We start from the raw sequence: 26,628 nt of genomic DNA, 5'->3' as shown, positions 1-26,628 counted from the left end.
ATTAGCGAAATAACGGCATTATATCTTCTCTATTTAACGTTATTGCACTATTAAACATAACTATACCTAAAAATATAAACAATATTCCTGCTAATAGACGTAGTAACTCCGCCATATACCTAAAAGATAAGTTAGTATTTTTTACCGAAAACCGATAAGCAACATTTCGCATATAATAAACTGTTAATGCAATTGCAGTAATGGTTAAAGCCGTTCCTATTGCCATTGCAATGACAGCCGCTATTCCCCAAAGATAGATATTTAATGCATAAGAAAATAACAATACTAACAATGCGCCAGAGCAAGGGCGGCTGCCAATAGCGAATAGTACCAACAATTGTGCCGACCAATTCCCTTGTAATTCATTGGAAGTCACCACATGTTTATGACCACAACATGATGTTTGTGAGATTGTTTGGTTGCTTTTATGTTTATAGAGATATCTAGATCGCTTGATGATAGGTGTTGCCTGTTTAATATAAAAAGCTCGCTTTTTATAGTCTGACAATAAACGACGAATAGACTGGATAAAAATAATAATGCCAGATAATGAAATTAATAAATAGCTACTATTTTCAATGTAATGACTCGCTATTTTTAAATGAGAGCTTGATAGGTTTAATATTATTAATATAACAGTGATGATAACTATGGCAACTGTACCTTGTAGCAATGAAGCAAGGACACTTAACCACGCACTTTGTTTTAATTTAGTCGGGTGAGTAGCAATATAAGTACTAATAATGACTTTTCCATGCCCAGGGCCAACAGCATGCAGTAACCCATACAAAAAACTAACACCTATTAATATAAAGCCTACTTGCCAATTATTTTCGCTAATATCTTGCATTAATTCTGCAAGATAGCTATTGATAACTTTTTGCCATTGAACATTAAAATAAGTTAGTTCAGACCAATAATAAGCAATCAATAACAAACAACTGGCTATCACTGTGAGTAAGCTAATTAGTAATCCCCTTTCCTTCGTTATATTTATTGGCATAATACTTGTACTCGTTGTGTAAAAGAGAGCCCTAAATTTAAATCACTATCAGCAGAGCCATTGATATCTAATGATTGTGCATATTCTTTTAAACTTTCATCAGCAAAAGGTTCAATCAGTTTGTGTTTACAATCAGCGATCATTTCTAAAGGCAATATGATCTGTGTATTGTCACGATAGGTCATGCTGACATAAAAAGTGGGATCATAAGTTAAAAGTTCAAAATGATGTTTAGCGAATGGCAATGGGGTGATAAATAGCACATCAAAGCTAAACTTCACCTGTAACTTCTCTTTTATAAGAGTGTAATGGCTTGGTATACGACGAAACTTTTGTTTTTTCCCATCCATATAAAACTCGGAAAAATAGTTCTGAGACAATATATTGCTCATTAATCTCGCCGCCTGTTTTTTCCAAATATCACTTTCTGGTTGCGCATTATATATATCGTACAGAATATCCATTGAGGTTATCGGATCCATAACCCAAGAAAAAGTTAATCCAATTAACTTATCATCTTGTGTATTAAAAGTTGTTTGCATATCAATAAAGCTATGAGGATGTGCTAAAACTTTTGGTGTAGTCATCAATAAAAAGAAAGACATCAATATCGAAACTGCTCGCCAAGAGAAATTTTTAAAATTAACTATCCACATAAACAAAACCACCCATGACATTTTGTTATAATATAACATCACGGATTTATAAAATGATAGTCATTTTATGAAATTATTCTAGGTGTGTTATAACTTGGTTTAGTGAAAGCGAGGTGTTTAGAAAGCAAAAAGCCACCCTATTGGATGGCTTAGTATTTTTAACTTACTAAAGTAGTAGTAAAGTTTTATATGGTGCCCAGGGCGGGACTTGAACCCGCACAGCCTAAAGGCCGAGGGATTTTAAATCCCTTGTGTCTACCGATTTCACCACCTGGGCTAAATTGTATTTATTTATTTATTTTTGGTACTTATTTATTAGTTAAGTACATAATAAATAAACTTAAATCATTTTTTTGTTTTAACTTTATGTAGCTAATAACAATATTTATTACGCTAAAACTACTTTTCCTATACCAACCATCAGCGTTGTGGTTAGAAGAAAAAACGGACCTAAATTAAGGTCCGTATTTTATATGGTGCCCAGGGCGGGACTTGAACCCGCACAGCCTAAAGGCCGAGGGATTTTAAATCCCTTGTGTCTACCGATTTCACCACCTGGGCTAAATTCTGTGGTGCGTCCGTAAAATTATAACTAATTTTTACTGGTAAGGACGACTAACTACTTCCCAATGCCATTATTTATGGTCTTTTTACACCACTCTCTCAATTAGGAGTGGTGCCCAGGGCGGGACTTGAACCCGCACAGCCTAAAGGCCGAGGGATTTTAAATCCCTTGTGTCTACCGATTTCACCACCTGGGCATTTATGGAGGCGCGTCCCGGAATCGAACCGAGGTACACGGATTTGCAATCCGCTGCATGACCACTCTGCCAACGCGCCTCAACTGCTCAATCTCTTAAGAGATTGGAGCGGGAAACGAGACTCGAACTCGCGACCCCAACCTTGGCAAGGTTGTGCTCTACCAACTGAGCTATTCCCGCTTTACCGAACTTGCTGATTTACTTATTTATTTCTGTAAACCGTTGTGCCTTTCGATGCGTTGCATTCTACTGATTTCCTGAATCTAGTCAACACTATATTTGCATCTTTTTGACTGTTCGGTGAATTTTCAGTCATTTCGATCAAGCTTCACGCAAATCTGACCATGCAGCACTCAAATATTGGAACATAGACCAGAATGTTAATACCGTCGCAATGTATAACAATACAAATCCGAACCACTCAGCTTCAATAGTCGGACGCCATAATAGCACAACAAGTGCACCCATTTGTGCGGTAGTCTTCACTTTTCCGATCCAAGAAACTGCCACACTATTACGTTTACCTAATTCAGCCATCCACTCTCTTAGTGATGAGATGATAATTTCACGTGCGATCATGGTCGCTGCCGGTAAAGTGATCCACCATACATGATAGTGTTCAGTAATTAATACTAATGCTGTAGCAACCATTACCTTATCCGCAACCGGATCAAGGAAAGCCCCAAAGCGAGTGGTTTGTTTCCAACGGCGGGCTAAAAAACCGTCAAACCAGTCTGTGGCGGCTGCTACCATAAAAATAATGGCACAAATAAGGGGAGCATCTTTAAATGGTAAATAAAACACCAGAACAAAGAATGGAATTAAAGCGACACGAAATAAAGTTAGCCAAGTTGGAATATTTAGTTGCATAGCGTTCTACACGACCTAGAAAAGTGAGAGTTATTAATATGGTGCATCAATACACTTAGTGTTTCAACGCATTAAAAATTTTTTCTGCTAACGCGGTCGAAATTGTGGGAACTTTCGCAATTTCTTCAACGCTTGCATCACGTAAAGCTTGTAAACCACCCATATACTTCAATAGCATTTGACGTCGTTTTGGTCCCACCCCCTCAATCGATTCTAGAGAACTGGTGTTTTTAACCTTAGCACGACGCTGACGATGCCCCGTTATTGCGTGACGATGCGACTCATCACGAATATGTTGGATCAAATGTAACGCGGGTGAATCAGAAGGAAGTGCCACACCTTCGCCTTCTGGTTTAAAAAATAGTGTCTCTAACCCCGCTTTACGATCACTCCCCTTCGCGACACCAATTAATTTAGGGTGTGATTTATCCCAATCAACATCAAGTGATTGAAATACGTCAATGGCTTGTGCTAATTGCCCTTTACCACCATCGATAAAAATAATATCAGGTATTTTACTCTCTTCTAATGACTTGCCATAACGACGAGTCAATACTTGATTCATCGCGGCATAATCATCCCCCGGAGTGATCCCACTAATATTATAGCGCCTGTATTCCGATTTTAATGGGCCATTCATGTCAAATACGACACATGAAGCCACAGTTTGCTCTCCCATAGTGTGACTAATATCAAAACATTCCATTCGTTTTATCTCTTTCATCTCTAAAAGTGACATTAACGAGTTATAACGTTGAGAAATGGTTGATTGTTCAACTTGCTTAGTGGCTAATGCCGTAGCTGCATTAGTTCGTGCTAGTTTTAAATAGCGTGCTCTATCACCACGGGGTTTAGTTTGGATATGGATCTTACGTCCTGCTATCGAAGAAATTGACTCCGCTAAAATCGTTTTATCTTCAAGATTAAAATCGAGCAAAATTTCTGTGGGTAAAGTGCGGATCGCACTGCCTTGTAAATAAAATTGTCCAATAAAGGTTTGTACCACTTCGTCTAATGATGTATTTGCCGGTACTTTAGGAAAATAACTACGACTACCAAGCACTTTACCTTGACGGAAAAAGAGCACATACACACAAGCAATCGCACCATTAAATGCCACGCTAATCACATCGAGATCATCGCCAATATTAGCCACAAACTGTTTTTCAGTGACTTGTCTTACCGCGTGAATTTGGTCACGAATACGCGCAGCCTCTTCAAAGCGTAACGCTTGGCTTGCCTCTTCCATTCGTTTAATTAAGCCTTCAATCACTTGGCTGTCATCGCCGGATAAAAAAAGACGCACATAATTGACTTGCTGTGCATACTCTTCATCAGAGACATAACCTTTTACACAAGGGGCGAGACAACGGCCTATTTGATATTGCAAACAAGGGCGTGAGCGATTGCGGTAAACACTATCTTCACATTGACGAATAGGAAATAATTTTTGCATCAAAGCTAATGTTTCTCTCACCGCCAAAGAGTTAGGGAAAGGGCCAAAGTATTCCCCTTTAGCATGTTTAGCACCACGATAACTCGCCAATCTTGGGTGTTTGTCTGCACTTAAATAAATATACGGATAGGACTTATCATCTCGTAGTAACACATTATAGCGAGGCTGATAACGCTGAATATAGCTATGCTCTAAAAGTAGCGCTTCTGTCTCCGTATGTGTCACGGTAACATCAATATTGGCAATACATTTTACTAATGCTTCTGTTTTACGACTATTCACCTGAGCACGAAAGTAGCTTGATAATCGTTTTTTCAGATCTTTTGCTTTTCCAACATAAATAACGGTGCCTGAGGCGTCATACATTCGATACACACCCGGTTGACTCGTTACTCGACTTAGAAATGCTTTAGCATCAAATATGTTTTCCACTTTGTAAGTAACTCTCTATCTCGATTAACCCATAACGAACTGCTATATGAGTTAATTCTACATCACCTGAGATTTTAAGTTTACTAAACATTCGATAACGATAGCTATTTACTGTTTTAGTGCTGATATTCAGCTCTTGTGCAATTTGTGCTATTTTTTTCCCTCTTATAATCATCGACATTATCTGTAACTCTCTTTCAGAAAGATGATGTAGCGGATTTAAGTCTGCTTGAACTTTCGTTAATGCAATATCCATAGCAATTTCTGGGCTAATATAACGTTGACCAATACAGACTTGTCGAATGGCCTGAAGCACATTCGCAGCAGAGGAATCTATAACGATAAACCCTTCAATACCTAACTGTAGCAATGTGACGGAAAGTATTGAGTCTATTTTAGGCGAAATAACCACTATTTTTATAATGGGAGAAAAACGTTTAATTCTTTTTATTACATCTATTAAAGAGACAGTAGGTAAAGAATAAAAAATAATAAGATTGACAGAATATTGTCTGCAATAACGAAAAGCTTCACTTTCATCATTCATAATCTTACGAATGTTAATTTTTTTAATCTGGCAAAGTAATTTTTCTATACCTAAACTAAATATTTCAACTTGACTGATTACTAGAGTATTTATCAACGATATCAATCCTTAAAAATATTTAATAAAATTAAAAATAAATCAAGGTAATAAAATTTATAATGACAAATGCTATTATAATATCGTTGGAATTTCCATATTTTTATTTTTTATTCACGCCACAATGATATTATAAAGAAATTATTATTTTTATCGCATTAATTAATAATGTATTTAAATTACACACATTTATAAAAAATATAAAACAAAGCTAATAACATATAATAATCATTAATTATAGGAATAAAGTACTTCCTATATAAAATATAAGAAGCACTTTAGTACTTTAAAAATGATCAAATGTCACCGCTTTATCAAAAGATAATTTACCTAATCGTGGAAAAGGTTTTCCTTTACCTTTACCAATGGCAATCATTAAACAGATAGCATAGTGATCAGGCAAGTTAATTGTTTTTGCTACCTCTGCAAAATCAAACCCATCCATAGGACAAGAATCAAAACCGCGCTCTTGTGCTAATAACATCAGTGTTTGAGCAAACAAACCCGCACTACGCATAATCTCATCCCGTTGTACTTGTGGTTTATTACGATAATAACTATCAACAGCACTGCACATAATATCTCTGACTTCCGGGGTAGCATCTTGCCAAATTGTTTTAACTTCACTCTCCCAAACATTGAGATCTGCACATAAAACAATCAGCATAGCAGAGTCTGTTATTTGAGGCTGATCCCAACCCACTTTTCTTAATGCTTGACGTTGCTTAACATCATCAACAACCAAAAGACGCCAATGCTGCAGATTAAATGCACTTGGCGTATATTGTAACGCATCTTCAAGTAAGGCTTTTTTCTCTTCTTGTGGTATTTTGAAATCAGCATCAAACTGTTTTGTTGCACGACGGTTTTTTACTGCATCAATTACATTCATTATTTTCCATCCATTTGCTAATCATTGACATTTATTTATCTATTATAGAAGAAATGCGTTCAGTATGCAGACTGTGCTATTATTTCTAATTATCTTTTTTAATTAATCAGTTATAACGAAAAAACCACTTATTAATAACAAAATATCGTTATAATAGTATTATCAAATATACGATAACCCTTTATTTTTTCTATTTGTTTTTAAGCGTAAAAGAAGGCGAAAACAATTGATTTAAGCCTAACACTTAAATTTGAAAAAAGGGTATCATCAAAGGCTACTATTCAATATAACAGACCTTGCAAAGTATATTAACCCTATGAAATTAAATGATGAATTAACTAATTCTATCGCATCAGTCACAGAAGCTGCTGCTATTGCGGCTATGCCATGGGTAGGTAAACAAGATAAAAATGCGGCAGATGCTGCCGCAGTTGCCGCCATGCGAGAGCGCCTTAATAGCCTTAATATCAATGGCCAAATTGTTATTGGTGAAGGTGAAATTGATGAAGCACCTATGCTCTATATTGGCGAACCAGTAGGCAACGGCCAAGGTGAAAAAATAGAAATTGCCGTTGATCCTATCGATGGAACTCGCATGGTCGCTACCGGTGAAAATAATTCTTTGGCTATTTTAGCTGCAGGTTTTGAAGGTAGTTTTTTACAAGCACCCGATATGTACATGGAAAAACTGGTTGTCGGTAAAAAAGCAGCAGGTGTGATCGACCTTAACCATTGCCTTGAATATAACCTTGATGCTATTGCACAAACATTAAATAAATCATTAAGCCAGTTAACACTAGCGATTTTAGATAAACCGCGCCATCACGATATTATCATTGATTTGCGTAATAGAGGTATTAATGTCATCACTTTGCCGGATGGCGATGTGCTTGCTTCTTTATATGCCACAATGCCTAATAATCCTATTGATGTTATGTACGGGATTGGTGGTGCGCCAGAAGGTGTAATTAGTGCCGCTATTGCTAAAGCTTTAGGTGGTGATATGCAAGCACGCCTTATTACCCGCGATATTGCTAAAGGTAATAATGCAACAAATAGAGAAATTGCAGCACAAGAAATCTCTCGATGCCATAACATGGGAACTGATGTTAATATTACATTGCCACTTGAAATATTGGTGCGCCATCAGGATGTTATGTTTGCAGCAACCGCAATTACTGCCGGTGACCTATTATCCGGTGTCACTGAACAAAGCGATTATTTGCGTACACACTCGTTAGTGATTAATGGCTCCACACACTCATTACGTTATATCGAAAACTATCATTTACGCTAACACGAGAATAACAACTAAAAAAGCGACACGGGCTTACGTGTCGCAAAATGTATTCAAGGGGTATTTATAGTTATAATTAATTCATGCTAATAGATTAGCTGGATTATCAATACACAGCTTATCTATTATCGTCTTATCAATGCCACGCTGTGCTAATAATGAAAGAAAAACGTTAGGCACAAACCCCCAACCATTTCCGCCATTTTTTGCCCACATCTGTTTTAAAAACACATCATGACTTAATACAATTTGGTTACCATAACCTCTTTCTATTAAGGTTGCGACAGCTTCAACCGTATCCATCACACTGGGTGCCGCGCCTTCTTTAGGGAAAGAAATATCAAGACCTATCATGTCAAATTCAAGCCAAACACCTCGATCAAGCATTTTGCATTGATAATCGATATCTTTACCAGAAGGATCTGAATGGGCTAACGATATTTTGGCTGGATCACACCCCATTTCTGTTAAAAGAATATCTAATACTTCATCACCACGGCGTTGCCAACCTGGCATATGAATATTCATTGAGGCATAAGGGTTATTATTTTGAGCCAGTGCAGCGGCACGTAAACTATTTTTTTCACCATCTGTAAAGAAAGGAGATACACCAATTTCGCCAATCATACCAGCACGAATATCTGTACCGTCAATGCCGATATTTAATTCATCATCGATCATTTTTGCCATCGCATCAATATCATCAGCTAGGCGTTTTCCTTCAAATTTCTCAATATAAAGGCCGGAAGAAGCAACGACATTAATCCCCGTTAATTCTGCAACTTGTTTTAATTTTCTAATATCACGACCAATTGACGATGAACCTGTAGCATCAACAATCGTTTTGCCCCCAAGCTCTTTAAAATTATTTAATTCAAAAATAACGTCTTCAATGGGTTTTTTATCCATATTATCGCAACAACAATATGGATCGTATTTTAGTCCCCACTGAATATCTGCACTGACTTTTTTATCTACTAAAACGTGTGAGAATTCATAAAAAGGTTCATCAACAACGCCAGATAAATCATTAAATAAATGTTCGTGAGGTAGTGTCAGCCCCATATCCGCTTTTTTAACCGGACCCGTTACCGTTTGAATATAACCTTTCATGATTATGCCCCTGCTCTTTTTACTGATTTAGTCGCTTTAAACTCAGGAATGGTAGTAACAATGGCTCCGACTAAGGCAAATAACGTACCGATGATTGTGACTAAATAAACAGTATTTCCTAACGAAGGTAATAAGAGGTCAATTAATACCGAACCCAGTAATTGGCCCGCAGTTGATGCAACACCTAACATCAGCAACCCTAAGCCTCGTACTAAAATAGCCATTAATGCAATAGACATTAACCCTAAAGGCCCACCTAAATACATCCACCATGTAGCAGGAAGCTCCAGTGTTATATGCCCTAACGCCATACGTACTACTAACGCAATCGTTAAAACAGTAAATCCAACAATAAAGTTCCAAGTAATAGAAACCATCATCGAACCTGTTGCTTCAGCCACTTTTGAATTACCTGCTGGTTGCCATCCCGCTAATAAACCCGCTAAAAAAGGTAGAATAGCTAAGTAAATAAAAGAGGTTGAATGCCACTGCGGAGAAACGACAAAAAGAGTAGCAACAACAGCTAATACGGCACCTAATACACGATATGGGGTGAAGTATTTCTTCTCATCCACACCTATACCAAAGCGGTCACATAATAAACCTGATAATAACAGTGCTGAAATTAATGCTGTTTGGAATGTAGCTATTCCTAATGCACTGGCTGATGCTCCTTCAGAAAAAACCACCATTGCGCCACAGAGGCCAGCAAACCAATTCCATAATGGAATTTTACGTGTTTTAATTAATGTCGGAATAGAAGCAAATTGCTGGCGATATTGTTTTTTGGACATAATGATAAAAAACATGACCACTAAACCACTGGCAAAAGAGATAACTGCACTAGCATTACCGTCTTTTAATACATGTCCCAGTTGCCCATTCACCGCAGACTGCATTGGTGATAGCATCCCTGCTAACACAGTTGCTACCATCAGCAAGGGTGTTGATAAATTTTTTGTACTCATAAGATGTTCCTTTTGGATTATTGACTATGAGTGATTTCTTTTTTATTTTTCAAGTAATCGGTTATTTTGTTATTAGCGCAGAGTGTATCTCCGCGCTTTTTTACTTTTCTTACTGCTATTGTTATTAAGAACTAACGTGCGATTTGCTTTAGAATATTGACCCACATATCAGCATAATGTGGCCATGCTAAAAACTCTTTGCTCCCCCAATGCGGTGAACAGTCACTCATAAAACAAGCTGTTTTTCCTTTTTCAAATTGACCAAACACCAGTAGTGGATCTTCGCCAATATTCAAAACCGTTTCAGTGTTATGTTTAGCGAACACTTTGTTATAACCAAGGAACATCGGCCATTCACTAAAACCTTTTATCGTGGCATGCTCTGCATTAACTGGAGTTGCGAATACTCCTTCTGGGGCTTCCACACGATCGTCACCCTCTAACATTTCAACAGGTAACACTTGTGCCAATAAGGTATTTTTATAGTTTGCTTTCGCTTCAATACCCATAAATGATAGATAGCCGCCAATCATTAATAAGCCACCACCATTAGCAACAAACTGTTTAATCAGCCCTAATGCATTTGGAAGTACTTTCATGTTGTAGAAAGTATCGTTTTGCAAGAGGAAAGTATTAGCACCAATATCACTGATCACGATGACATCATATTTTGCTAATTCTTCATCAGTCTGAGGAAATGCGACCTGAACGGTATGTGCAGGCATATAATCAACTGCTACCCCTTTTTCCCTTAAACAATTTAATAAAAAAGTGGCACCTTCCTCATATTTACTAGAAGTGAAACTGTCGTAGCCTTTTGAGTGGATCATATGAATGTGCCATGACTCACCAATAAATAAGATTTTCATTTTTTTTCCTCTTTCAAAAAGATTATTTATTCAGGGGATTGAGTGACAATCTGTGAATATGTTGTTTGATTGATGCGATGCATGACATTAATATCTTCAGGCATTTCTGAAGCATTACTCGTCTCAACAGCTAGTGATGCAAAAGCTGATGCATAGCGTAACGCGTAAGAAAACTGCTTTCCTTTTGCTAATGAGGCTGCTAGTGCACCATTAAAAGCATCACCAGCGCCCGCTGTATTTTTTACCACCGCAGGATAAGCTGGTGAGTAAATATATTTATAACCGTCATAAGCTAATGAACCTTTACTACCTAAAGTAATGACAACTTTATTAACACCTTTTTGATAAATAGCATTGGCTGCATTTTTAGCAGATACTAAATCAACAACTTCAATACCTGATAATAAGCTGGCTTCTGTTTCATTAGGTGTTAATATATCTAACATTGGCAATAGCTTATCAATAACTTTATTGTAAGGTGCAGGATTTAAAATAATGGGAATATTATTTTCATTCCCGATTGAAATAATTTCCTTTAATGCTTCAATATTAGTTTCTAATTGCAATAAAATTATATCGGCATCTATAATTTTATCTTTTTGTATTTTTACCTCATCAGAAGAAATATCCATATTAGCCCCTGAATAAATAGAAATAATATTTTCACCACTCTCTTCTGACACAAAGATTGATGCTGTTCCAGTTTGATGATTTTCAGTTTGATATATCGTTGATGTTTTTATTCTTGATGACGATATAAAATTTACTGCATAATCACTAAACTGATCGGTACCGATTTTGGTGATAAAATGCACCTGTGCATCAGCATAACTTGCCGCTAATGCTTGATTACATCCTTTACCTCCTGGTGAGAAGATAAATTTATTCGCCAATAAAGATTCCCCGGTTTCTGGCAGTCTGGGCAAATAACTAATCATATCAACATTAAATGAACCTAATACACATACTTTATTTACTGCCGGCTGCCCCGCTAAATTAATTTTATCAATTTGATCATTACATTCTAAAAATTGTATGATTTCTTTTTTGGCAACTTTGTCTAATGTTTCAAATTCAATAAAGGCCCCACCATGGCATCTTTTAATTATTCCTTTCTCAACCAATGTATTTAAATCTGATCGTATGGTTTCTTTGGTAACACTAAGCTCTTTTGCTAAAACAGAAACTTTTACTGCACCATGACCTTTGATCAGATTAACAATTTTTTTATGACGCTCTGCTTTCATTTAATGTTACCTCTATGGCAACAACTTTAATTTATTAGTTGTTATGGGATTGTGATTACAATCATATGTTATTTATTAAAAGCAAAAAAAAGCAGAAACACAAAAATAAAAAACAAAAAAAAGCAGAAATAAATAATGATAGTAATAAGATTACTTAATATATAGAAGCCATCTCCCCTCTCATTAAAACACAAATAAAATCAAATAATAAAATAACAAACACTATATTGATTATAAAACAATCTAATATTAATTATTTGCTTTTTAAAACTTAAATAATTAACTTAAAAAACAATAAAAAATAAAAACCTTATTTTATAATAAGTTAGAGTTACTAGAATAATCAAAAATAAAAATAATCATCACTATGTTTAAATAATCAACTATTTTAGTGAATCGAGCAAAGCTTAAAATAAATTAATCTTCCATTTTTATAGTTCATAAATTAGTACAATTCTTCTTACCATTAAAATGTATAGCCAATGATAATGTAAATTAATCATGTCAACTTATAATTAGAAATACAGACATAATGATTAAAATAGAAGCAGTTTTTATTGTCTCATTTTGTGAGGTAGATAACATTAATAACAACAGTCATTGAACAAACTAAGTATAAATAACCTATTTTAAGTAGGCAAAGTAAGTAAAAATCTTGCTTTATTTATTGATTTATTTTTTTACTCGTCAATCTTTGGCTTATTTTGTAAATAGCTGAGAATACTAAAGCACTAACAGCAACTCACTGATACAAAATATAACTCCAATAAAAAATAAAAACTTAGATATAAAAACTAAAAATCACAAAATTCAAGAAGATAAAATCAGCAACAATGTGTTCTAAAATATCTAATACCTAAATAGATTGTAAAACAACCTATTTATCAGACATATTCCGACACATTTATTTTCTAGCGATGTTTAAACTTAGTGTCTAAGATTATAAATATAAATTGAGCACCAATAATCTGATAAATACACAACGTAAAGACATAAGGATATACCTATGAAAATAAAATCACTTATTGCTATTTCATTATTAAGTGTTAGTGCTTCTCTTTTTGCCGCTGAAAGCACCAGCACAACACAACAAGTTCAGGGCGTAACTCAAGCACAAAAAGATCTCAATGATTATGAAAAAGTCATGGTAGAAAAAGTTTGGGTTACCACGCAAGCCATTGACGAGAAAGGCAATAAAGTTGACGCTAATAATCCACAAGTCAGTAATTATTTTGGCCTAGCAGAATATTATCCTAATGGCACTTTTATTATGTTTACCCCTGAAGGTAAACAAAAAATGCAAGGGGATTGGTCAATGTCTAATGATGGAAAAACGCGTACATTAGTTGCCAAAGATGCACAAGGAAAAACACTATTTACTCGTGATGTAGAAAATATCACCATCAATAATGATGAGTATACCTATCGTATTTACCCAACTGAAGGGGATAATACTGTTTATTTTGATATTATTCATCACGTTAAGAAGTAATCATAATACGTTGTTTCACCTGTTATAAATAATTAAGGGCTATTTTATGGTAAGTAAAATAGCCCTTTTCTTAGTTGTATGATCTTAATATAACTAGCCTTAAATCAAATTTTGAGCTTCCCCATCAACCCAATAAATCACGTTAAGCGCTTCTTCTGGTGTTGGGACTTCCAGTTTGCTCAACATTCTTTCCATCACTTTATCGGGAACCGCTTCCTTTCTTGCGCTGTTTTGTTTTTTCCATTGCAAATAAGGGACTTCAATATATACCAATGTCACTTTAGCTTGATAACGATAAAACAGAGCAATAAGTTGATTACGCATTTGTTTAGTAATATTTGTTGCATTCCAAACAAAAGGCTTATGCTCTCTTAAATATATTCTCGCTTGCTCTTTGGCAAGTTGTGCAATCCATCCATTCGCATCACGATCATCTGGTTTTATATTATGCTGCTGACGTAATGCATCTAAACTTACTACAGGCATATCTGCACAATATTGGCGAATATAACTATCTTTGCCCATTCCCGGTAGCCCACAAAGCACAATAACTTCACTTCCTTGCTCTGGATAAGGTTCATAGTGAGGATCGACATTATTTTCACTATGAAAATAGTGAAATCGAGCGCCATCAGAAATAAATCGTGCGGGTGTTCTCCAACAATTTAATTCTTCACAGTAAAGTGTAAATAACGCTATTTTATCCAATAAAGCGGGCTTATCTTCACAGCTTCGTCCCAGAACATCCGCCTTAGCCAGCAATGCCAATAAATAGCAATCTACTCTTAACGAAGCCGCTAATAAGGCTTTTTTAGGATCGGGTTTATCCATTAACCATAAAGGTAATCCGTGATAGCGTACTAATGCCGCAATCTGTTCTCTATCAATAAAGCTAACCGGCACTTTTTCATATAAAAAACGTCTTGTCGTTAATTCTCCTTTACGAGCATGGCCTGGCGAAATAATTCGCCCATTCTCTTCACGGGTAGTTGAACGTTTTTCTACATCATGTAAAAGTGCTGCAATCCATAGAATTTGTTGCTCTCTTTCTGACAGCTCTTGGTATTCAGGGAGTGATTTTATAGCGTGGATCACCTGTTGTGTATGAATAGCTACATCACCTTCAGCATGGTGGATCGGATCTTGTCGAACACCGGACATATCACTAATTTCATCATAGTACTCACCAAGTTGTTCCCATGACATTTCGCTATGTAATTTTTTATGAAGCATCATGAGACTCCTGTGTTTTTTCCCAAATCAGTGGCGCTCTTTTCCAATTACGTTTCCAATGCACATCTGTTTTAACATGATCTTTTCTCACATATTTAAACACCCGATGTGAAAATTCATCTAATGAAAATGCTTGAGCATCTCGTGTGACAATGCCTTCCATCGCACTTGGTTTCTTGGTTAACACATCTCGTGATTGAAAAGAGCTATGCTTTTGTGCGTGTAAAACAATATTCTTTTCAAACTCTATTTTATTTTCCGATTTTGGTAGCGAGATTTCCGGTACGGTGGGTAAATCAAATAAAGTGGCATAAAATTGCACTTCTTCCCAACTTAGCCATTTATCCTGACAACGTATGGCAAAAACATAGAAATACTCTTCCAAGTGTTGGTATTCAATAGAATGAATGGCATAAAGATTTTCACCAAAAATATCTAAATTACCTAAATCATTTCTGATGGATTGCCAACGCTGGCGTAGTTGTACTGTCCACGCAGATTGTGTCGGAGTCGCATGAGAGCGAGCAAAAACCCCCATTCGATTTAAGCAATTATTTTCACCATCTAATTTTTCAGTATGAATAAGATGCTTTATTTTGCAGATATCTTGCCACCAATTGGCATTAATACGATCATCGCTTGTTGTGCCTGGTGAAAAAGGATAGTGATATGTTCTGTCATATTTTTTTGATTGATTATTCATTGTGTTATACTCATTAAGTAACAGGAACCCTACTAAATTTATATTAAAATTCAGTGAGTATATTTATCTGTATTTGCACTATTTATCTTCAGTGCCTTAATGCGTATTACATAACCACAACCTAATAACTCAAAAATAACAAAAGAAATAATTTTTAACATACTACCTGTATTATCAAGATAGCACTAGAAAAAAATGTTTATATTTATTATTCATTTTCTCTCAATTTTTTTCGTTATTTAACACTCCATGATGATTGTTCATCTATCCTTAAGTAGGGTGACAACGCTAATAATGTCACTCTATAGGTATTTATACTTAAATAATGATAAATATCTTAATCCTCAGTCGCTGTTTACATAACGATATTGCACATGGGAGGTAGTATGTATCACGATCTTCAAGGAAAAGTTGCTGTAGTAACAGGTTCGTCACGAGGAATTGGTGCAGCAGTAGTGACGAGATTAGCTCAAGAAGGAATGAACGTTGTTATCAACTATCACTCTGATGAAAATGAAGCTCAAGCATTAGCCGATAGCTTAAATAAACATGGTAAAGGTAAAGCGATTATTTTTGGCGGTGACATTAGTGATGAAAAAATTGCTCATAACTTTATTTATAAAGCGATTGACCACTTTGGTCAGCTCGATCTTCTGATCAATAATGCGGGAATTGAGACACAAACCCCTTCCCATGCAGTGAATTTAGAAGATTGGCGTAAAATTATTGATATAAATTTAACCAGTTATTTTCTAACGGCTCGCTCCGCATTGAAATATTTCGTTGAGAATAAAATCAAAGGCAATATTATTAATATGTCTTCTGTTCATGAAGTGATCCCATGGCCGACTTTTGCTAGTTACGCTGCCAGTAAAGGTGGCGTGAGAATGTTAACGCAATCACTGGCTCTTGAATATGCACACTATGGTATTCGTATTAACGCCATTGGCCCTGGTGCTATTAATACCCCAATAAATAAAGAAAAAATGCAAGATGATGCGTTACGCAAAGAATTAGAAGAGATGATCCCAATGAAATATGCCGCAGAGCCTGAAGCAGTGGCTAATGTTGCTGCTTGGTTAGCATCGGAGCAATCTACTTATATTACTGGACAAACTATTTTCATTGATGGCGGTATGACACTTTATCCTTCATTTCAAGGTGGAAAAGGTTAAAGCCGTTCACTGTCGTCCATACCGTTAAGATAACCTTCTTTCCAAATTTTGCGGTTTATTTATACTTATTCTTTGGGAAGAAGGCTTTTATCCTTATTTTATTCAATCAAAATAACATTTTCGGAATGGATAATATTATCAGGAAAAATAAGTGCTCTTTCAGAAATAAACGGCATATGTAATGTACGTGTGCCCGTTGAAATAGAAACCCCTGCTTTTAGCCATGCATCAGCCACCAACTCTGTACAATAAACACCTTTATCTTGCTGAATACTGAAGTTTTCCCCTACTCGATTTAAAACAGCTTCTAACGCTTGTTGTCGTGCTTGTTCGCTTCCACGCACTTGGTAAAAGCGTACAGAATTAGGCTTAGCACGACTGATAAAGAAATCCAAACTATCGATAGTAACACCATCTTTACTATCAGCATGCTCACTGGGTGTTGAGTGAACAACCTGTATACCTTGCTCAGTTATCCACAACATTCCTACGTGGCTGAACCCGCTGTTATCAACTTGCTTTATTATGTCGCTAATAACTTCATCACCATCGCGAAAAACCAGATCACCACTTTTTAACTGATGAGGCAAAGCGAGCACAGTCAATGTGCTCGCTAAGTATAAAGTTAATGCAAGAGTAAAGCGTATTATCACTTAACTTCAACTTTCCATTTGCCATCAACTTTGATCATATTTTGATTTTCTGTTTTTTCTTCACCATTTTTCAACACTGTTTTGAGTGTGACAACGGCTTTATTTTTATCTTCGCTGTATTCAACTTTTGCTACTTCAACCTTACCCAAGCCACCTTGCTCTTTAATTTTTTTGCCCGCTTCGGCAACGATCATTTTAAATTTGCCGGTAATTTGCTCTGCCATTGGATCTTTTTCTAAATCACCAAAATACATTAATGACACAGCCTTATCACCATCACCGGAAGCGACAGCTTCAATAAATTCAACCGCGGCTTTTCCTGCTTCGTCTTGTTTATCACCACATGCAGATAATGTCATCATTGCCACCGCAAGAAACATAAATCCCATCATTTTCTTTAACATAAATTCACCATCACCATAAATATTTAATTTAATACAATAAGCATCTTATATAAAAAGGAAAACCATCTCATACAACACACTAATTTATTTATAAACTATGTTTGTACAATAGAAAAATAACTTTTCTATCGCGGAATTATACGTGACATTAATAGGTTTCGTCATAAATTTTTTTTAATATAGAATAATCCTAGTAAAAAATATTTGAAAAAATCCTCCCAACAATCGAGTAAAATATTTCTATCTATATTTATAAAAAAATATTGAATATATAATGAATCTAAAAGTAAGCAGAAACATTATTACCATATAAAACTTTTTTATGTTCTATTTTTGTATTTTAATCTCGAAAAAAGAGGATCGGCAACGCATCACGCTGTCGCCATTAACAGATTCAATAAAAATAGTTATCTGTTAGCGAAATAGGTAAAATGCCATATCATTGACAAAGCTTATTTTAAAACACACAAATACAGTATGTTGCAAAATCAGTTACGATAGTGATACAAAATTACAATAACGTTTATCTCAATAAAACAAATCTATTTGTTTTTTAATATTTAATCATGATATGACAACACGATTTTCTAAGTAGACTTATAACATTTCGGTGTAAAATACAAATAAAGACTAGAAATTTTGTGACACAATGCGCCTTTTTACACCATTAAGTCAATTTAAGATAAATAGAAACTGCATTTTGGATCATGAATAGGTAATCTAGCCATCTGATTTCAATGACCAAACATGAATAGTTAAAAGGGTATGCTATGTTTACTTCACAGCTCATGCTGGTCGGTTATGTTTTATTAGTCAGTCCATGCGGGCATGATTCTTGTGATGCGGTTCCAGTAACAGAAACCATTTATACCAAAGATGAATGTACTATTCGCTTAAACTATCTCAAAAAGAAAAGACCCGATCTCTATATTTTTTGTGGTGAAGTATTACGTGATCCCGAAGTGACCGATGAAAATCCATACCTAACACCGCCAAATAGTGCCGATGATGTCTTTCAATTAAAATAATCACCCTTTTTCGTTGAACACCCCACAAAATACAATTTAATTTGTTTTCTAGTTACGGTATACTCTTTATACTTAAAATATGTAAGGACACGTATTAGGAGTCACTCATGTCTATTGCAAAACGCACCAAAGACAAACGTATTGCGTTAGGTTTAACACAATCTGAGCTTGCTACCTTGGCTGGTACAACGCAACAATCAATTGAACAGCTTGAGAGTGGCAAAACCAAACGCCCTCGTTTTTTACCTGAATTAGCAAAAGCGTTAAATTGTGAATTATCGTGGTTGCTCGAAGGGGATAATAAACAAACACCCGCTTCTGAAATACCTCCCCAAGATGAATGGCATTCAGTCAGTGAATGGGATAACGATACCCCTCTCAATGCTGATGAAGTCGAGATCCGTTATTTTAAAAGTATTGAACTTGCCGCTGGTGATGGCTGCTGTACTAACGAAGATCATAATGGTTATAAATTGAGATTCTCCAAAAGCACACTACGCCGCTATGGCGCTTCACCACAAAATGTGATCTGTTTTTCCGTCTATGGTGATAGTATGTCTCCAGTTATTCCAAATGGTTCAACAGTGACCGTTGATACAGGTAATACGCGGATTGTGGATGGCGGTATTTATGCTATCGAACAAGATTCATTATTTAGAATAAAATTGCTCTACCGTCAGCCAGGCGGAAAATTAATTATTCGTAGCTACAATAAAGATGAATTTCCTGATGAATTTGCAGAAATTGACTCCGTTAAAATTATGGGACGCGTTATTCACTGGTCTGTGATGGCTTGGTGATCATCTGCATATTTTTATTTTAGTTTTTACTTTCTTGCACAATTTTCCCATTAGATAATAACAGCGTTTTATCTGCTAATGCTTGCAATTCACGAGGCTCATGAGTGACTATTATCATCGTTATCTGCTGTTTTTTTAATGAGATAATAAGCTCCCACAGCTGATAACGTGTTTCCCAATCCAAACTTGAAAAGGGTTCATCCATTAATAACAGTTTGGGTTGGCTAATGAGTGCTCTTGCTAATGCAACTCGTTGCTGCTCTCCCCCTGATATTTGAGATGGATAACGTGTTGCTAAATGAGCAATTCCCATCTGTTCAAGTAACGCTATCTCTTTTTCTTTACTGCGCTTTTGCTTAGCCGCATATTGTGCCAGCCATAAATTTTGCTTTACAGTGAGAAAAGGGAATAAATAAAGACGCTGATTTAAATAACGACAGGGGCGCTGCCAAACAGGTAATTTATTCATATTTTGGTTAGCTAAAACAATATCCCCTGTATAGCCGGTATAACCCGCAATAGCATTGAGTAACGTTGTTTTGCCGCTACCTGATGAGCCACTGATCCCTAAACAACACCCTTGCTCTAGGTGTAATGAAACCTCGGTTAAAATACCGGTAGTTAACGAGTGAATGGTTAACATGCTAATTTCCTATCACGCTGTAAACGGTGTAAAGCAAACAATAGAGTAATTGCAATTGCTATCAGTACTAAAGCGCAACCTATCGCAAGCGAGAAATCACCACTCGCTATATTTAAATAGATTGCCATTGGTAAGGTTTCTGTTTTTAATCGTGTGGCCCCTGCCAACATTAATGTTGCCCCAAACTCCCCTAATGCTCGAGAAAAAGCCACAATACAACCACTGATTAATACAGACCAACAAAGTGGGATCTCAACCAAAATAAGCGTTTTTGTTGGTGTTAATCCTAAATTCTGTGCGGTTTGAATATAAGCAGGATCAATAGCTTTAAACGCCGCAAGGCTATTACGCATAATGATTGCACTTGCAACATATGTTTGAGCAATAATAATCCCCAAGGGAGAAAAAAGGGCACGAGATAATTGAGGGAAAACCCCTGTTAAAGGTCCTTGATGACCTAACAATAATAATAATCCAATACCTATTACCAAAGGAGGCGTGACTAAGGGTAAATCGAGTAACGCATCAATAAAACGCTGTCCTTTAAATGACGATCTTGCCATCACCCAAGCTGCAGGTACAGCTAAGAGCACGGCTAAACACAATGATGTTAACGCGGTGCTCAGTGACATCAATACGGCAAAATGAAATTCAGCATCAGTAATAACCATGGTGAGTTCGTGATAAGAGAATTGGCAAATTAATGCAATAAGTGATCCCAATATCAAAAATAATAATAATAAAAGTGGTATTAGTGCCCAACGATACACAGTGAAGCCTTCTCTTAATCTACTAATGACATTTATTGTAAAAATGAAAAAAGCCACCTGTGAGCCGGTGGCAAAAATACAAATAATGTGAGAAAAATCTATGGTTTTGAAATAACAGGTAGAAAACCATAATCAGTAAAAGCCTTTATTCCTTCGGGACGAGAAAAATAATCAGCCAATTGTTGTGCTTGTGTGGGGTTTGTTGAGGTTTTTAACACCGCTAGTGTCGCAATTTCTTCGGGGCTTCCTTCAGGTATGGGTAATAAAACTAATTTATCTTGGTTTTTCATTGCATCAGCGTAACCAATAATGGCAGCATCAACCTCACCATTTAATAAATACATAAGTAACTGTTTAATGGTTGCTGTACGAACAACCACTTTATTTCGTAACTGCTCACCTTGGCCTGACGCTTCGATTAATTGTTCACCGCTTTTACCTAATGCAATTGCTTTTGCATCTCCCATACCTAATTTCAATGAACTATTTGCAAGATCTGTAATAGTTTTGATCTCACCGATTTTATCTTTTCTGACAGCAATAACAGGAATATGACGCACAATAGGATATTGGCTAACCACCTGATTTTGTTTCGCTAACTTCTCTACATACTCTTGAGAGCCAGGAAAAAACAGATCACCTTGTTGAGTGAGATTAAAGCGTGTAAGAATTTGGCCAGAACCGCCATATTCGATAGTCACTGTATTACCGGTTTCTTTTTCAAATAGACCAACTACTTGCTCTACAGGCTGTTTTAATCCTGCGCCAGCATAAAGATGAAGCTCTACAGCAAAGCTGTTATGGCAAAATAATCCTAGCGCAAAACCTAAACCTACCAAAACTTGGCGTTTCATAACATCCTCAAACACAATATCGTTATATAATTTTTTATATAATGATAGATATGAGAAATTAAGGCAAGATCTTAGTAAGAAAAAAACAGCAAAGTGCTAGCAAGCTAGCATTTTACTTTTCATCTCTAATTTATTTATTAAGATATTTTTATCACTCTGTCGCTAGAATAAAAATACATAATCACTCATATTTTGATAAGCGATCTAGATGAAAAATAACAGCGATATTAATAACAAATCCTCGTTTAAACGAGGATCTCACTATTAAATACTCAACTCCAATAATGCTAATGCCGTCACTTCATCGATGACAATATCTGTAGCATATCCCCCTTTTATTGCGCCTATGGTTGCAGCAACATTTTCAACGCCTCCAGCAATAAAAATACGCTGTGGGATCTGTCTTAACTGTGCAAGACTAATTCCCATAATTCTAAGGTCGATATCAGAAAGCAGAGGATTACCTTGTGCATCATAGAATCGACCACAAATGACACCAACAGCACCTAAATCGCGATATTGTGCCATCTCATTTGTGGTGAGTACGCCTGTTGTAATCAAAGGGTTGTCATCTTGAGTATTACCCACAACAAACAAAGCTTTATTACATTGATTTAAAGCAGAGAAATTACGCCGTATTATGGGTTCTGCTTGTAGTTCCATTGCCAAACGTGCATTTGACACTACAGCCGGTACATGCAAATTAATACTGCAACCTGAAAACTTATTGGCGATCAAAGCGGCAGATTCCGCAGTAGTAAAATCAGGTTGTGGGGCTACAGCCCCAATCATTTGTAACACAGTGACATTTTCTAGTGTTTTAGTGGGGAGATAGTGCCCTAGTTTATGGATTGTTCTTCCCCAAGCTACGCCTAAAATATCATCATTGCTGATTATCTGAGAAAGATACATAGCCCCTGCTTTAGCTAATCTTTCTCGATTCATATTTGATGTTTGTTGCGATTTATTCTTTTCTTCATCAGGTAAAATAAGCACATTATTAAGATTAAATTTTGCTTTTATTCTGATTGAATAATCAATCGTAGAAAATACTGATGAATCCAAGCTTATATTAACGAAACCTTTTTCTCTCGCGAGATGTAAATACTTCACAACAGTCACTCGAGAAACGCTCATAATATTTGCAACTTCACTTTGACTGAGTCCGTCCTGATAGTAAAGCCATGCAGCATAAAGAACGGGATCATTATCAAATAAACTCGCATTTTTTAGCGAATTATTATCCATTTTAAACCCCACTATTTTTTATAAATCTTATTAATAATTAATTTATTTTATATTTACGATATTGCAGAAGGTAATAACAATTTTTATTGAATATGTTCTTATAACACAATTAGATACATTTCATTTAACAACTACTAATATCGGCAAATGGGTGTTTTTCTTTACAAAAAGAAACTCAAAATATGTAAAATCCACTTAATAATGCCGTAATTATCTCATATCGAGAAAGTTTTTTTTGAAAATATGTTTTTATTCGGTTAAAAAGAGAAATCTTAGCGTTAAGTTTTAAAAAGTTTTATTTTGATGATATTAAAGTTAATTACCCTATAACAAATTAACCATAGACTCATTAATACAGAGGAAAAATATGATTATCGCTTATTCAACAGCCCCTAATGAAACTGTCGCCCATGAAATAGCTCACCATCTTATACAGGCGAAGCTTGCAGCTTGTATTAACGTCCTTCCTAATATCAAATCTATCTATCATTGGAATAATGAAATTGTTGAAGATAATGAGGTACTTATGATGATCAAAAGCGAGAGTTCAAAACAACAGATTTTGATTGATACACTAGTAAAAATGCACCCTTACGATACACCAGAAGTCATTATTGTCCCTATAGAAAATGGGTTTCATGGTTATCTAGAATGGATACATCAAAGCCTAAATTAATGATTATTTCATTGCATTATCATGCTATTTCATCTTATTTGTGATAAAAATGATAGAATATTGTAAATAAAACAATACTTATAATCTCAATAATGAGACAAATAAACAAAGTAAAATATTAAGATTAATTACTATTTAACTGCTAAATCATTTTTAAAAACTTTTCTTTTTGAGATCATCTTTATATTCACAGAAAAAATATAAACAATAAATTATTATTGAATTTTTATAAGTCAAGGAAATGAACAATAATACGCTAATGAGCAAAGGAAAAAATAAAACAACAACAAACTGGTTTTTATAGGTTATTATCCTAAAGAATAAATTTAACCGATATCTTACCCTAGTTATTTTCTGTTATAATTAACAAGCTTTCTCTATATTACATGTAAAAAAGGAGTGAGTTGTGAAAACAAACAGAGTCGCAAGACGTATTTTAGGTTTACCTTATAATTTAAGTCGGTCTAAAAAGAAAGTGCGTTTTTCCATTATTACGCCTACAGAAAGTGATAATCTTCCCGCAGAGTTAAAAAATGCAACTCGGATCTGTTTAAAACAAGATTTCAGAAAAAATGCGCAAAATAAGCGTATTTATATGAAATTAACCGATGCTTATCCAGATTATCTTCTAGTAAGTTAATTACTTATGCCTAATGTTAGATTGTAAATAACTTTTATTTTATTATTTATAACTAATAGTTTATCCCTTACAACCTTGTAAGGGATAATAGTATTCTATTATTGATATAATTCTTTACGAATATTCACTAATACTTGTTTAATTAATTGAGGATTGATTTTTTCTGGTAATTGACTTTGTTGAAAAGCTTGCTCAATTTTTTCTATTAATATTTTACTTCGCTCAAATAATGTTTCATAACTTAAAGCCCCAGATTTAATTTCTAACAATTCATCCCTGTTATCACACCAAACTTTGACTTTTTTTTCAGTGGCAATTCCTAATGCAATATAAAGCAACCTAAAAGTGTGCATCATATTTTTACTATCGTAACTTCGTCCATGTTCAATATTTTGCTGATAGCGGGCTTCATTACGCTCTTCAACCCATTGCCAATAAGCATGATACTGCTTGCAATAGGTACTGTAGCCGTCTTTATTAAAACTAAGATAGGCTTGTAATATAGCTGTTTCAGAGACACTGCTTAGTAAAACATCGGTGGCATTATCTTTTTTTATTACGCCTTGATAATCACTATTTGGATCATAAAAAACTGCATAAAGATTTTGTGCATGATTGATTTTAACCAACCCAATATTTTGCTGCTCCCAACAACGTTTTTTAAGCCAATTATTCAGTAATAGGCTTTTTCCATCTTCAATGATATAACAGAAATCAAGGATTGTTTTTAACTCTTTATCTATAGGATCCATGATCTTCTTATTTAACCCTTGCGCTTTTTTTATTTGCCCTTGAGCATAATGCACAAAAGTCTGTACGCATTCCTTTGATAAAAACCATTCTGGGTTAAATTGCATAAATAATGGATGACGATAAATAACAACATGCTCTGGTGCATTTAATAATTCTAAAATATTAGGATTAGACGCACACAGTAATTCAACAAATCGCCCTAATTCATAATAAACGATATCATTAGTTTTATTACTTACTTGTGGCACATAATCAGAGCAATAAAACATCTCTTTAGGTAGATAAAAAACACCTTTAATATCAGTATCTGAACTATCTGTTGCCAAATTTTGTGAACGACTACCTGAAATTGTTTCAAATAAAAGGTAAGGCTTTATATTGTCAATGGTCAGTTTCATCAAGTATTTTCCTAAACCAATTATTTAATATTTCACTATCTGGTACGGTGCGTTTCGCTAATTGAGTTGCTGTTTCTTGCCATAAAAAAGTGATCAGTTTTTGCATATTATCGGTTGGTAGCCAAGTAAAGTGTTCATCTTTATCTGCTTTAAAGCTCACTAACTCTCGAATAATTATTTGCTCATCTGTGGTTAATATATTTATTAACTGATTAAGCTCCATCGGTGGGATATTCCCCGTTTTTACTGTCCAATAAGCAGCTAAAAGTGAACGTAAGAGATAGAAATATTTTTTTAATTTTATGGGCTCATCTATCGCTTTACTTGCATGACTCTCTTCAAAATGATGTCTACTAACGGCTTTTGCGATCCCTCTATAATGATGAACAATGATTTGGGGTTGATAATATAATTGTGCCAACTCAAATAATTCTTTTTGGATACCAGCATATTGTTGATAAACAATAGGTGATTGTAACCACTCAAATAAGATAGCATTTGACTTACGTAATAGATGCAATGCTTTCGTAATATCCCAAGCTCCTACATCAAACCAATTATTTTCTATCCACTCAAATGTTTCTTTAGGTTTATCAATTGAAAGATATGCATTGCGAGGCCGTATAAAAATACCTCGTACATCATAGTCACTATCCGTTGATGCGAAGCCCCAAGCACGGCTTCCACTTTCAGCAACATAAAGTAGTTTTATTTGATGCATTTGCTCTATTTGTGGCAGTTTTTTTAATATCTGATTATGCATGATGATGTTACTCGGTATTTCCTTACAACTCTTAAATTTAATAATGTTGCCAATTATGATGATGACTAGAGCTAACAATAGCAACATAACTACTTTAGTGTCTTAATTTTATAATTTATTTTTTGATACCGTCTCCTATACCGTCATTTTTTTCGGTTCTTGTCAACCATTACTAACCATAGAAAACA

The 26,628-nt window shown here is 35.2% G+C and carries 27 protein-coding genes and 5 tRNA genes; 7 read left to right on the top strand and 25 right to left on the bottom strand.

Translation table 11 applies throughout. The features are described 5' to 3' along the window. Position 1: 1 nt before the first annotated feature. The 11 genes from HMPREF3129_RS02740 to HMPREF3129_RS02690 all read right to left on the bottom strand — a co-directional run bounded on the left by HMPREF3129_RS02740 (position 2) and on the right by HMPREF3129_RS02690 (position 6,713). A complete protein-coding gene (locus tag HMPREF3129_RS02740) occupies positions 2-1,003 on the bottom strand; it encodes a nickel/cobalt transporter (RefSeq protein WP_036918462.1) in 1,002 nt (333 codons plus the stop codon). Next, positions 994-1,659 carry a DUF1007 family protein gene (locus HMPREF3129_RS02735; RefSeq protein WP_036907901.1) on the bottom strand — a complete coding sequence of 222 codons (666 nt, stop codon included), beginning with the start codon at positions 1,657-1,659 and terminating at the stop codon, positions 994-996. The genes HMPREF3129_RS02740 and HMPREF3129_RS02735 overlap by 10 nt, the downstream gene beginning before the upstream one ends. A 190-nt stretch (positions 1,660-1,849) precedes the next feature. Beyond that, positions 1,850-1,936: transfer RNA gene (locus tag HMPREF3129_RS02730), tRNA-Leu, on the bottom strand. 197 nt (positions 1,937-2,133) lie between these two features. Beyond that, positions 2,134-2,220 (bottom strand) — tRNA-Leu (locus HMPREF3129_RS02725). Between the two features lie 113 nt (positions 2,221-2,333). Then, positions 2,334-2,420 (bottom strand) — tRNA-Leu (locus tag HMPREF3129_RS02720). Between the two features lie 5 nt (positions 2,421-2,425). Beyond that, positions 2,426-2,499 (bottom strand) — tRNA-Cys (locus HMPREF3129_RS02715). Between the two features lie 25 nt (positions 2,500-2,524). After that, positions 2,525-2,600: transfer RNA gene (locus tag HMPREF3129_RS02710), tRNA-Gly, on the bottom strand. A gap of 141 nt (positions 2,601-2,741) precedes the next feature. Further along, positions 2,742-3,290, bottom strand: coding sequence for a CDP-diacylglycerol--glycerol-3-phosphate 3-phosphatidyltransferase (pgsA, locus tag HMPREF3129_RS02705; protein ID WP_004243285.1), 549 nt, complete (start codon positions 3,288-3,290; stop codon positions 2,742-2,744). Positions 3,291-3,345: 55 nt separating this feature from the next. Continuing rightward, positions 3,346-5,178: an excinuclease ABC subunit UvrC gene (uvrC, locus tag HMPREF3129_RS02700; protein WP_004243286.1), complete on the bottom strand. Its 1,833-nt coding sequence runs from the start codon at positions 5,176-5,178 to the stop codon at positions 3,346-3,348. Then, entirely contained in the window at positions 5,162-5,725 is a 564-nt protein-coding gene (locus HMPREF3129_RS02695; protein WP_109024023.1) for a LuxR C-terminal-related transcriptional regulator, read from the bottom strand. Before HMPREF3129_RS02695 ends, uvrC begins: the two co-directional genes overlap by 17 nt. A 382-nt stretch (positions 5,726-6,107) precedes the next feature. Continuing rightward, positions 6,108-6,713 (bottom strand): nitroreductase family protein, encoded by a 606-nt coding sequence (locus HMPREF3129_RS02690; protein ID WP_017827564.1) that lies wholly within the window; start codon positions 6,711-6,713, stop codon positions 6,108-6,110. Positions 6,714-7,029: 316 nt separating this feature from the next. Between HMPREF3129_RS02690 and glpX the strand changes: the two genes are divergently transcribed. Continuing rightward, positions 7,030-8,010: a class II fructose-bisphosphatase gene (gene glpX, locus HMPREF3129_RS02685; protein ID WP_004248255.1), complete on the top strand. Its 981-nt coding sequence runs from the start codon at positions 7,030-7,032 to the stop codon at positions 8,008-8,010. 81 nt (positions 8,011-8,091) lie between these two features. Here the strand turns inward: glpX and HMPREF3129_RS02680 are convergent, their stop codons facing one another. From HMPREF3129_RS02680 to HMPREF3129_RS02665, 4 genes are all read right to left on the bottom strand, one after another. Continuing rightward, positions 8,092-9,123, bottom strand: a complete 1,032-nt coding sequence (locus HMPREF3129_RS02680) for a methylphosphonate esterase (protein WP_004243291.1) — start codon at positions 9,121-9,123, stop codon at positions 8,092-8,094. Between the two features lie 2 nt (positions 9,124-9,125). After that, positions 9,126-10,091, bottom strand: coding sequence for a DMT family transporter (locus tag HMPREF3129_RS02675; protein WP_004243293.1), 966 nt, complete (start codon positions 10,089-10,091; stop codon positions 9,126-9,128). Positions 10,092-10,222: 131 nt separating this feature from the next. Further along, positions 10,223-10,960 carry a glutamine amidotransferase gene (locus HMPREF3129_RS02670; RefSeq protein WP_004243294.1) on the bottom strand — a complete coding sequence of 246 codons (738 nt, stop codon included), beginning with the start codon at positions 10,958-10,960 and terminating at the stop codon, positions 10,223-10,225. 26 nt (positions 10,961-10,986) lie between these two features. Beyond that, entirely contained in the window at positions 10,987-12,207 is a 1,221-nt protein-coding gene (locus HMPREF3129_RS02665; RefSeq protein ID WP_036918468.1) for a PfkB family carbohydrate kinase, read from the bottom strand. 1,006 nt (positions 12,208-13,213) lie between these two features. Between HMPREF3129_RS02665 and HMPREF3129_RS02660 the strand changes: the two genes are divergently transcribed. Then, positions 13,214-13,699: a DUF4822 domain-containing protein gene (locus tag HMPREF3129_RS02660; RefSeq protein ID WP_004243298.1), complete on the top strand. Its 486-nt coding sequence runs from the start codon at positions 13,214-13,216 to the stop codon at positions 13,697-13,699. Positions 13,700-13,798: 99 nt separating this feature from the next. On the opposite strand, the gene HMPREF3129_RS02655 is transcribed toward HMPREF3129_RS02660, so the two are convergent. Then, a complete protein-coding gene (locus HMPREF3129_RS02655) occupies positions 13,799-14,935 on the bottom strand; it encodes an AAA family ATPase (RefSeq protein WP_036918470.1) in 1,137 nt (378 codons plus the stop codon). Next, complete coding sequence (locus HMPREF3129_RS02650) at positions 14,922-15,635, bottom strand: RNA ligase family protein (protein ID WP_036918471.1); 714 nt, start codon at positions 15,633-15,635, stop codon at positions 14,922-14,924. The genes HMPREF3129_RS02655 and HMPREF3129_RS02650 overlap by 14 nt, the downstream gene beginning before the upstream one ends. 386 nt (positions 15,636-16,021) lie before the next feature. Between HMPREF3129_RS02650 and HMPREF3129_RS02645 the strand changes: the two genes are divergently transcribed. After that, complete coding sequence (locus tag HMPREF3129_RS02645; protein ID WP_004248258.1) at positions 16,022-16,810, top strand: glucose 1-dehydrogenase; 789 nt, start codon at positions 16,022-16,024, stop codon at positions 16,808-16,810. Positions 16,811-16,908: 98 nt separating this feature from the next. On the opposite strand, the gene HMPREF3129_RS02640 is transcribed toward HMPREF3129_RS02645, so the two are convergent. Beyond that, on the bottom strand, positions 16,909-17,463 hold the full coding sequence (locus HMPREF3129_RS02640; protein WP_036918473.1) for a YiiX/YebB-like N1pC/P60 family cysteine hydrolase: 555 nt from the start codon (positions 17,461-17,463) through the stop codon (positions 16,909-16,911). Then, positions 17,460-17,867 carry a DUF4878 domain-containing protein gene (locus tag HMPREF3129_RS02635; RefSeq protein ID WP_004243305.1) on the bottom strand — a complete coding sequence of 136 codons (408 nt, stop codon included), beginning with the start codon at positions 17,865-17,867 and terminating at the stop codon, positions 17,460-17,462. Before HMPREF3129_RS02635 ends, HMPREF3129_RS02640 begins: the two co-directional genes overlap by 4 nt. Before the next feature lie 770 nt (positions 17,868-18,637). Here HMPREF3129_RS02635 and HMPREF3129_RS02630 point away from each other — a divergent pair. Together HMPREF3129_RS02630 and HMPREF3129_RS02625 are read left to right on the top strand one after the other, a co-directional pair. After that, positions 18,638-18,895, top strand: a complete 258-nt coding sequence (locus tag HMPREF3129_RS02630; protein WP_004243308.1) for a hypothetical protein — start codon at positions 18,638-18,640, stop codon at positions 18,893-18,895. Positions 18,896-19,002: 107 nt separating this feature from the next. Continuing rightward, entirely contained in the window at positions 19,003-19,695 is a 693-nt protein-coding gene (locus tag HMPREF3129_RS02625) for an XRE family transcriptional regulator (protein ID WP_036905601.1), read from the top strand. A gap of 19 nt (positions 19,696-19,714) precedes the next feature. On the opposite strand, the gene HMPREF3129_RS02620 is transcribed toward HMPREF3129_RS02625, so the two are convergent. The 4 genes from HMPREF3129_RS02620 to HMPREF3129_RS02605 form a co-directional block, all read right to left on the bottom strand. Next, positions 19,715-20,338: an ABC transporter ATP-binding protein gene (locus tag HMPREF3129_RS02620; RefSeq protein WP_012368025.1), complete on the bottom strand. Its 624-nt coding sequence runs from the start codon at positions 20,336-20,338 to the stop codon at positions 19,715-19,717. Beyond that, the gene (locus tag HMPREF3129_RS02615) at positions 20,332-21,108 is read right to left on the bottom strand and encodes an ABC transporter permease (protein WP_036907889.1); all 777 of its coding nucleotides are present in this window, start codon (positions 21,106-21,108) and stop codon (positions 20,332-20,334) included. The genes HMPREF3129_RS02620 and HMPREF3129_RS02615 overlap by 7 nt, the downstream gene beginning before the upstream one ends. Before the next feature lie 98 nt (positions 21,109-21,206). Next, complete coding sequence (gene modA, locus HMPREF3129_RS02610) at positions 21,207-21,962, bottom strand: molybdate ABC transporter substrate-binding protein (protein ID WP_004250908.1); 756 nt, start codon at positions 21,960-21,962, stop codon at positions 21,207-21,209. Positions 21,963-22,226: 264 nt separating this feature from the next. Continuing rightward, a complete protein-coding gene (locus tag HMPREF3129_RS02605) occupies positions 22,227-23,210 on the bottom strand; it encodes a sugar-binding transcriptional regulator (RefSeq protein WP_004243314.1) in 984 nt (327 codons plus the stop codon). Positions 23,211-23,577: 367 nt separating this feature from the next. Between HMPREF3129_RS02605 and cutA the strand changes: the two genes are divergently transcribed. Together cutA and sra are read left to right on the top strand one after the other, a co-directional pair. Then, on the top strand, positions 23,578-23,886 hold the full coding sequence (gene cutA / locus HMPREF3129_RS02600) for a divalent-cation tolerance protein CutA (protein ID WP_004243315.1): 309 nt from the start codon (positions 23,578-23,580) through the stop codon (positions 23,884-23,886). Positions 23,887-24,292: 406 nt separating this feature from the next. Beyond that, on the top strand, positions 24,293-24,526 hold the full coding sequence (gene sra, locus HMPREF3129_RS02595; protein WP_004243316.1) for a stationary-phase-induced ribosome-associated protein: 234 nt from the start codon (positions 24,293-24,295) through the stop codon (positions 24,524-24,526). Positions 24,527-24,624: 98 nt separating this feature from the next. Here the strand turns inward: sra and HMPREF3129_RS02590 are convergent, their stop codons facing one another. Both HMPREF3129_RS02590 and HMPREF3129_RS02585 read right to left on the bottom strand, forming a co-directional pair. Further along, on the bottom strand, positions 24,625-25,677 hold the full coding sequence (locus HMPREF3129_RS02590) for a DNA polymerase beta superfamily protein (RefSeq protein WP_004243319.1): 1,053 nt from the start codon (positions 25,675-25,677) through the stop codon (positions 24,625-24,627). Continuing rightward, complete coding sequence (locus HMPREF3129_RS02585) at positions 25,661-26,440, bottom strand: nucleotidyltransferase domain-containing protein (protein ID WP_004250905.1); 780 nt, start codon at positions 26,438-26,440, stop codon at positions 25,661-25,663. Before HMPREF3129_RS02585 ends, HMPREF3129_RS02590 begins: the two co-directional genes overlap by 17 nt. Positions 26,441-26,628: the final 188 nt, after the last annotated feature.

It is taken from the genome of Proteus sp. HMSC14B05, from assembly GCF_001808035.1.
GTDB classification, from domain to species: Bacteria; Pseudomonadota; Gammaproteobacteria; order Enterobacterales; family Enterobacteriaceae; genus Proteus; species Proteus mirabilis.
Note: the sequence above shows the minus strand (reverse complement) of the source record. Positions and strands in the feature narration are given on the sequence as shown.

Coding starts and splice junctions, on each gene's coding strand:
- HMPREF3129_RS02740 (WP_036918462.1), bottom strand. CDS start 1,003: ATGCCAATAAATATAACGAAGGAAAGGGGATTACTAATTAGCTTACTC.
- HMPREF3129_RS02735 (WP_036907901.1), bottom strand. CDS start 1,659: ATGTGGATAGTTAATTTTAAAAATTTCTCTTGGCGAGCAGTTTCGATA.
- pgsA (WP_004243285.1), bottom strand. CDS start 3,290: ATGCAACTAAATATTCCAACTTGGCTAACTTTATTTCGTGTCGCTTTA.
- HMPREF3129_RS02695 (WP_109024023.1), bottom strand. CDS start 5,725: ATGAATGATGAAAGTGAAGCTTTTCGTTATTGCAGACAATATTCTGTC.
- HMPREF3129_RS02690 (WP_017827564.1), bottom strand. CDS start 6,713: ATGAATGTAATTGATGCAGTAAAAAACCGTCGTGCAACAAAACAGTTT.
- glpX (WP_004248255.1), top strand. CDS start 7,030: ATGAAATTAAATGATGAATTAACTAATTCTATCGCATCAGTCACAGAA.
- HMPREF3129_RS02680 (WP_004243291.1), bottom strand. CDS start 9,123: ATGAAAGGTTATATTCAAACGGTAACGGGTCCGGTTAAAAAAGCGGAT.
- HMPREF3129_RS02675 (WP_004243293.1), bottom strand. CDS start 10,091: ATGAGTACAAAAAATTTATCAACACCCTTGCTGATGGTAGCAACTGTG.
- HMPREF3129_RS02670 (WP_004243294.1), bottom strand. CDS start 10,960: ATGAAAATCTTATTTATTGGTGAGTCATGGCACATTCATATGATCCAC.
- HMPREF3129_RS02665 (WP_036918468.1), bottom strand. CDS start 12,207: ATGAAAGCAGAGCGTCATAAAAAAATTGTTAATCTGATCAAAGGTCAT.
- HMPREF3129_RS02660 (WP_004243298.1), top strand. CDS start 13,214: ATGAAAATAAAATCACTTATTGCTATTTCATTATTAAGTGTTAGTGCT.
- HMPREF3129_RS02655 (WP_036918470.1), bottom strand. CDS start 14,935: ATGATGCTTCATAAAAAATTACATAGCGAAATGTCATGGGAACAACTT.
- HMPREF3129_RS02650 (WP_036918471.1), bottom strand. CDS start 15,635: ATGAATAATCAATCAAAAAAATATGACAGAACATATCACTATCCTTTT.
- HMPREF3129_RS02645 (WP_004248258.1), top strand. CDS start 16,022: ATGTATCACGATCTTCAAGGAAAAGTTGCTGTAGTAACAGGTTCGTCA.
- HMPREF3129_RS02635 (WP_004243305.1), bottom strand. CDS start 17,867: ATGTTAAAGAAAATGATGGGATTTATGTTTCTTGCGGTGGCAATGATG.
- HMPREF3129_RS02630 (WP_004243308.1), top strand. CDS start 18,638: ATGTTTACTTCACAGCTCATGCTGGTCGGTTATGTTTTATTAGTCAGT.
- HMPREF3129_RS02625 (WP_036905601.1), top strand. CDS start 19,003: ATGTCTATTGCAAAACGCACCAAAGACAAACGTATTGCGTTAGGTTTA.
- HMPREF3129_RS02620 (WP_012368025.1), bottom strand. CDS start 20,338: ATGTTAACCATTCACTCGTTAACTACCGGTATTTTAACCGAGGTTTCA.
- modA (WP_004250908.1), bottom strand. CDS start 21,962: ATGAAACGCCAAGTTTTGGTAGGTTTAGGTTTTGCGCTAGGATTATTT.
- HMPREF3129_RS02605 (WP_004243314.1), bottom strand. CDS start 23,210: ATGGATAATAATTCGCTAAAAAATGCGAGTTTATTTGATAATGATCCC.
- cutA (WP_004243315.1), top strand. CDS start 23,578: ATGATTATCGCTTATTCAACAGCCCCTAATGAAACTGTCGCCCATGAA.
- HMPREF3129_RS02590 (WP_004243319.1), bottom strand. CDS start 25,677: ATGAAACTGACCATTGACAATATAAAGCCTTACCTTTTATTTGAAACA.
- HMPREF3129_RS02585 (WP_004250905.1), bottom strand. CDS start 26,440: ATGCATAATCAGATATTAAAAAAACTGCCACAAATAGAGCAAATGCAT.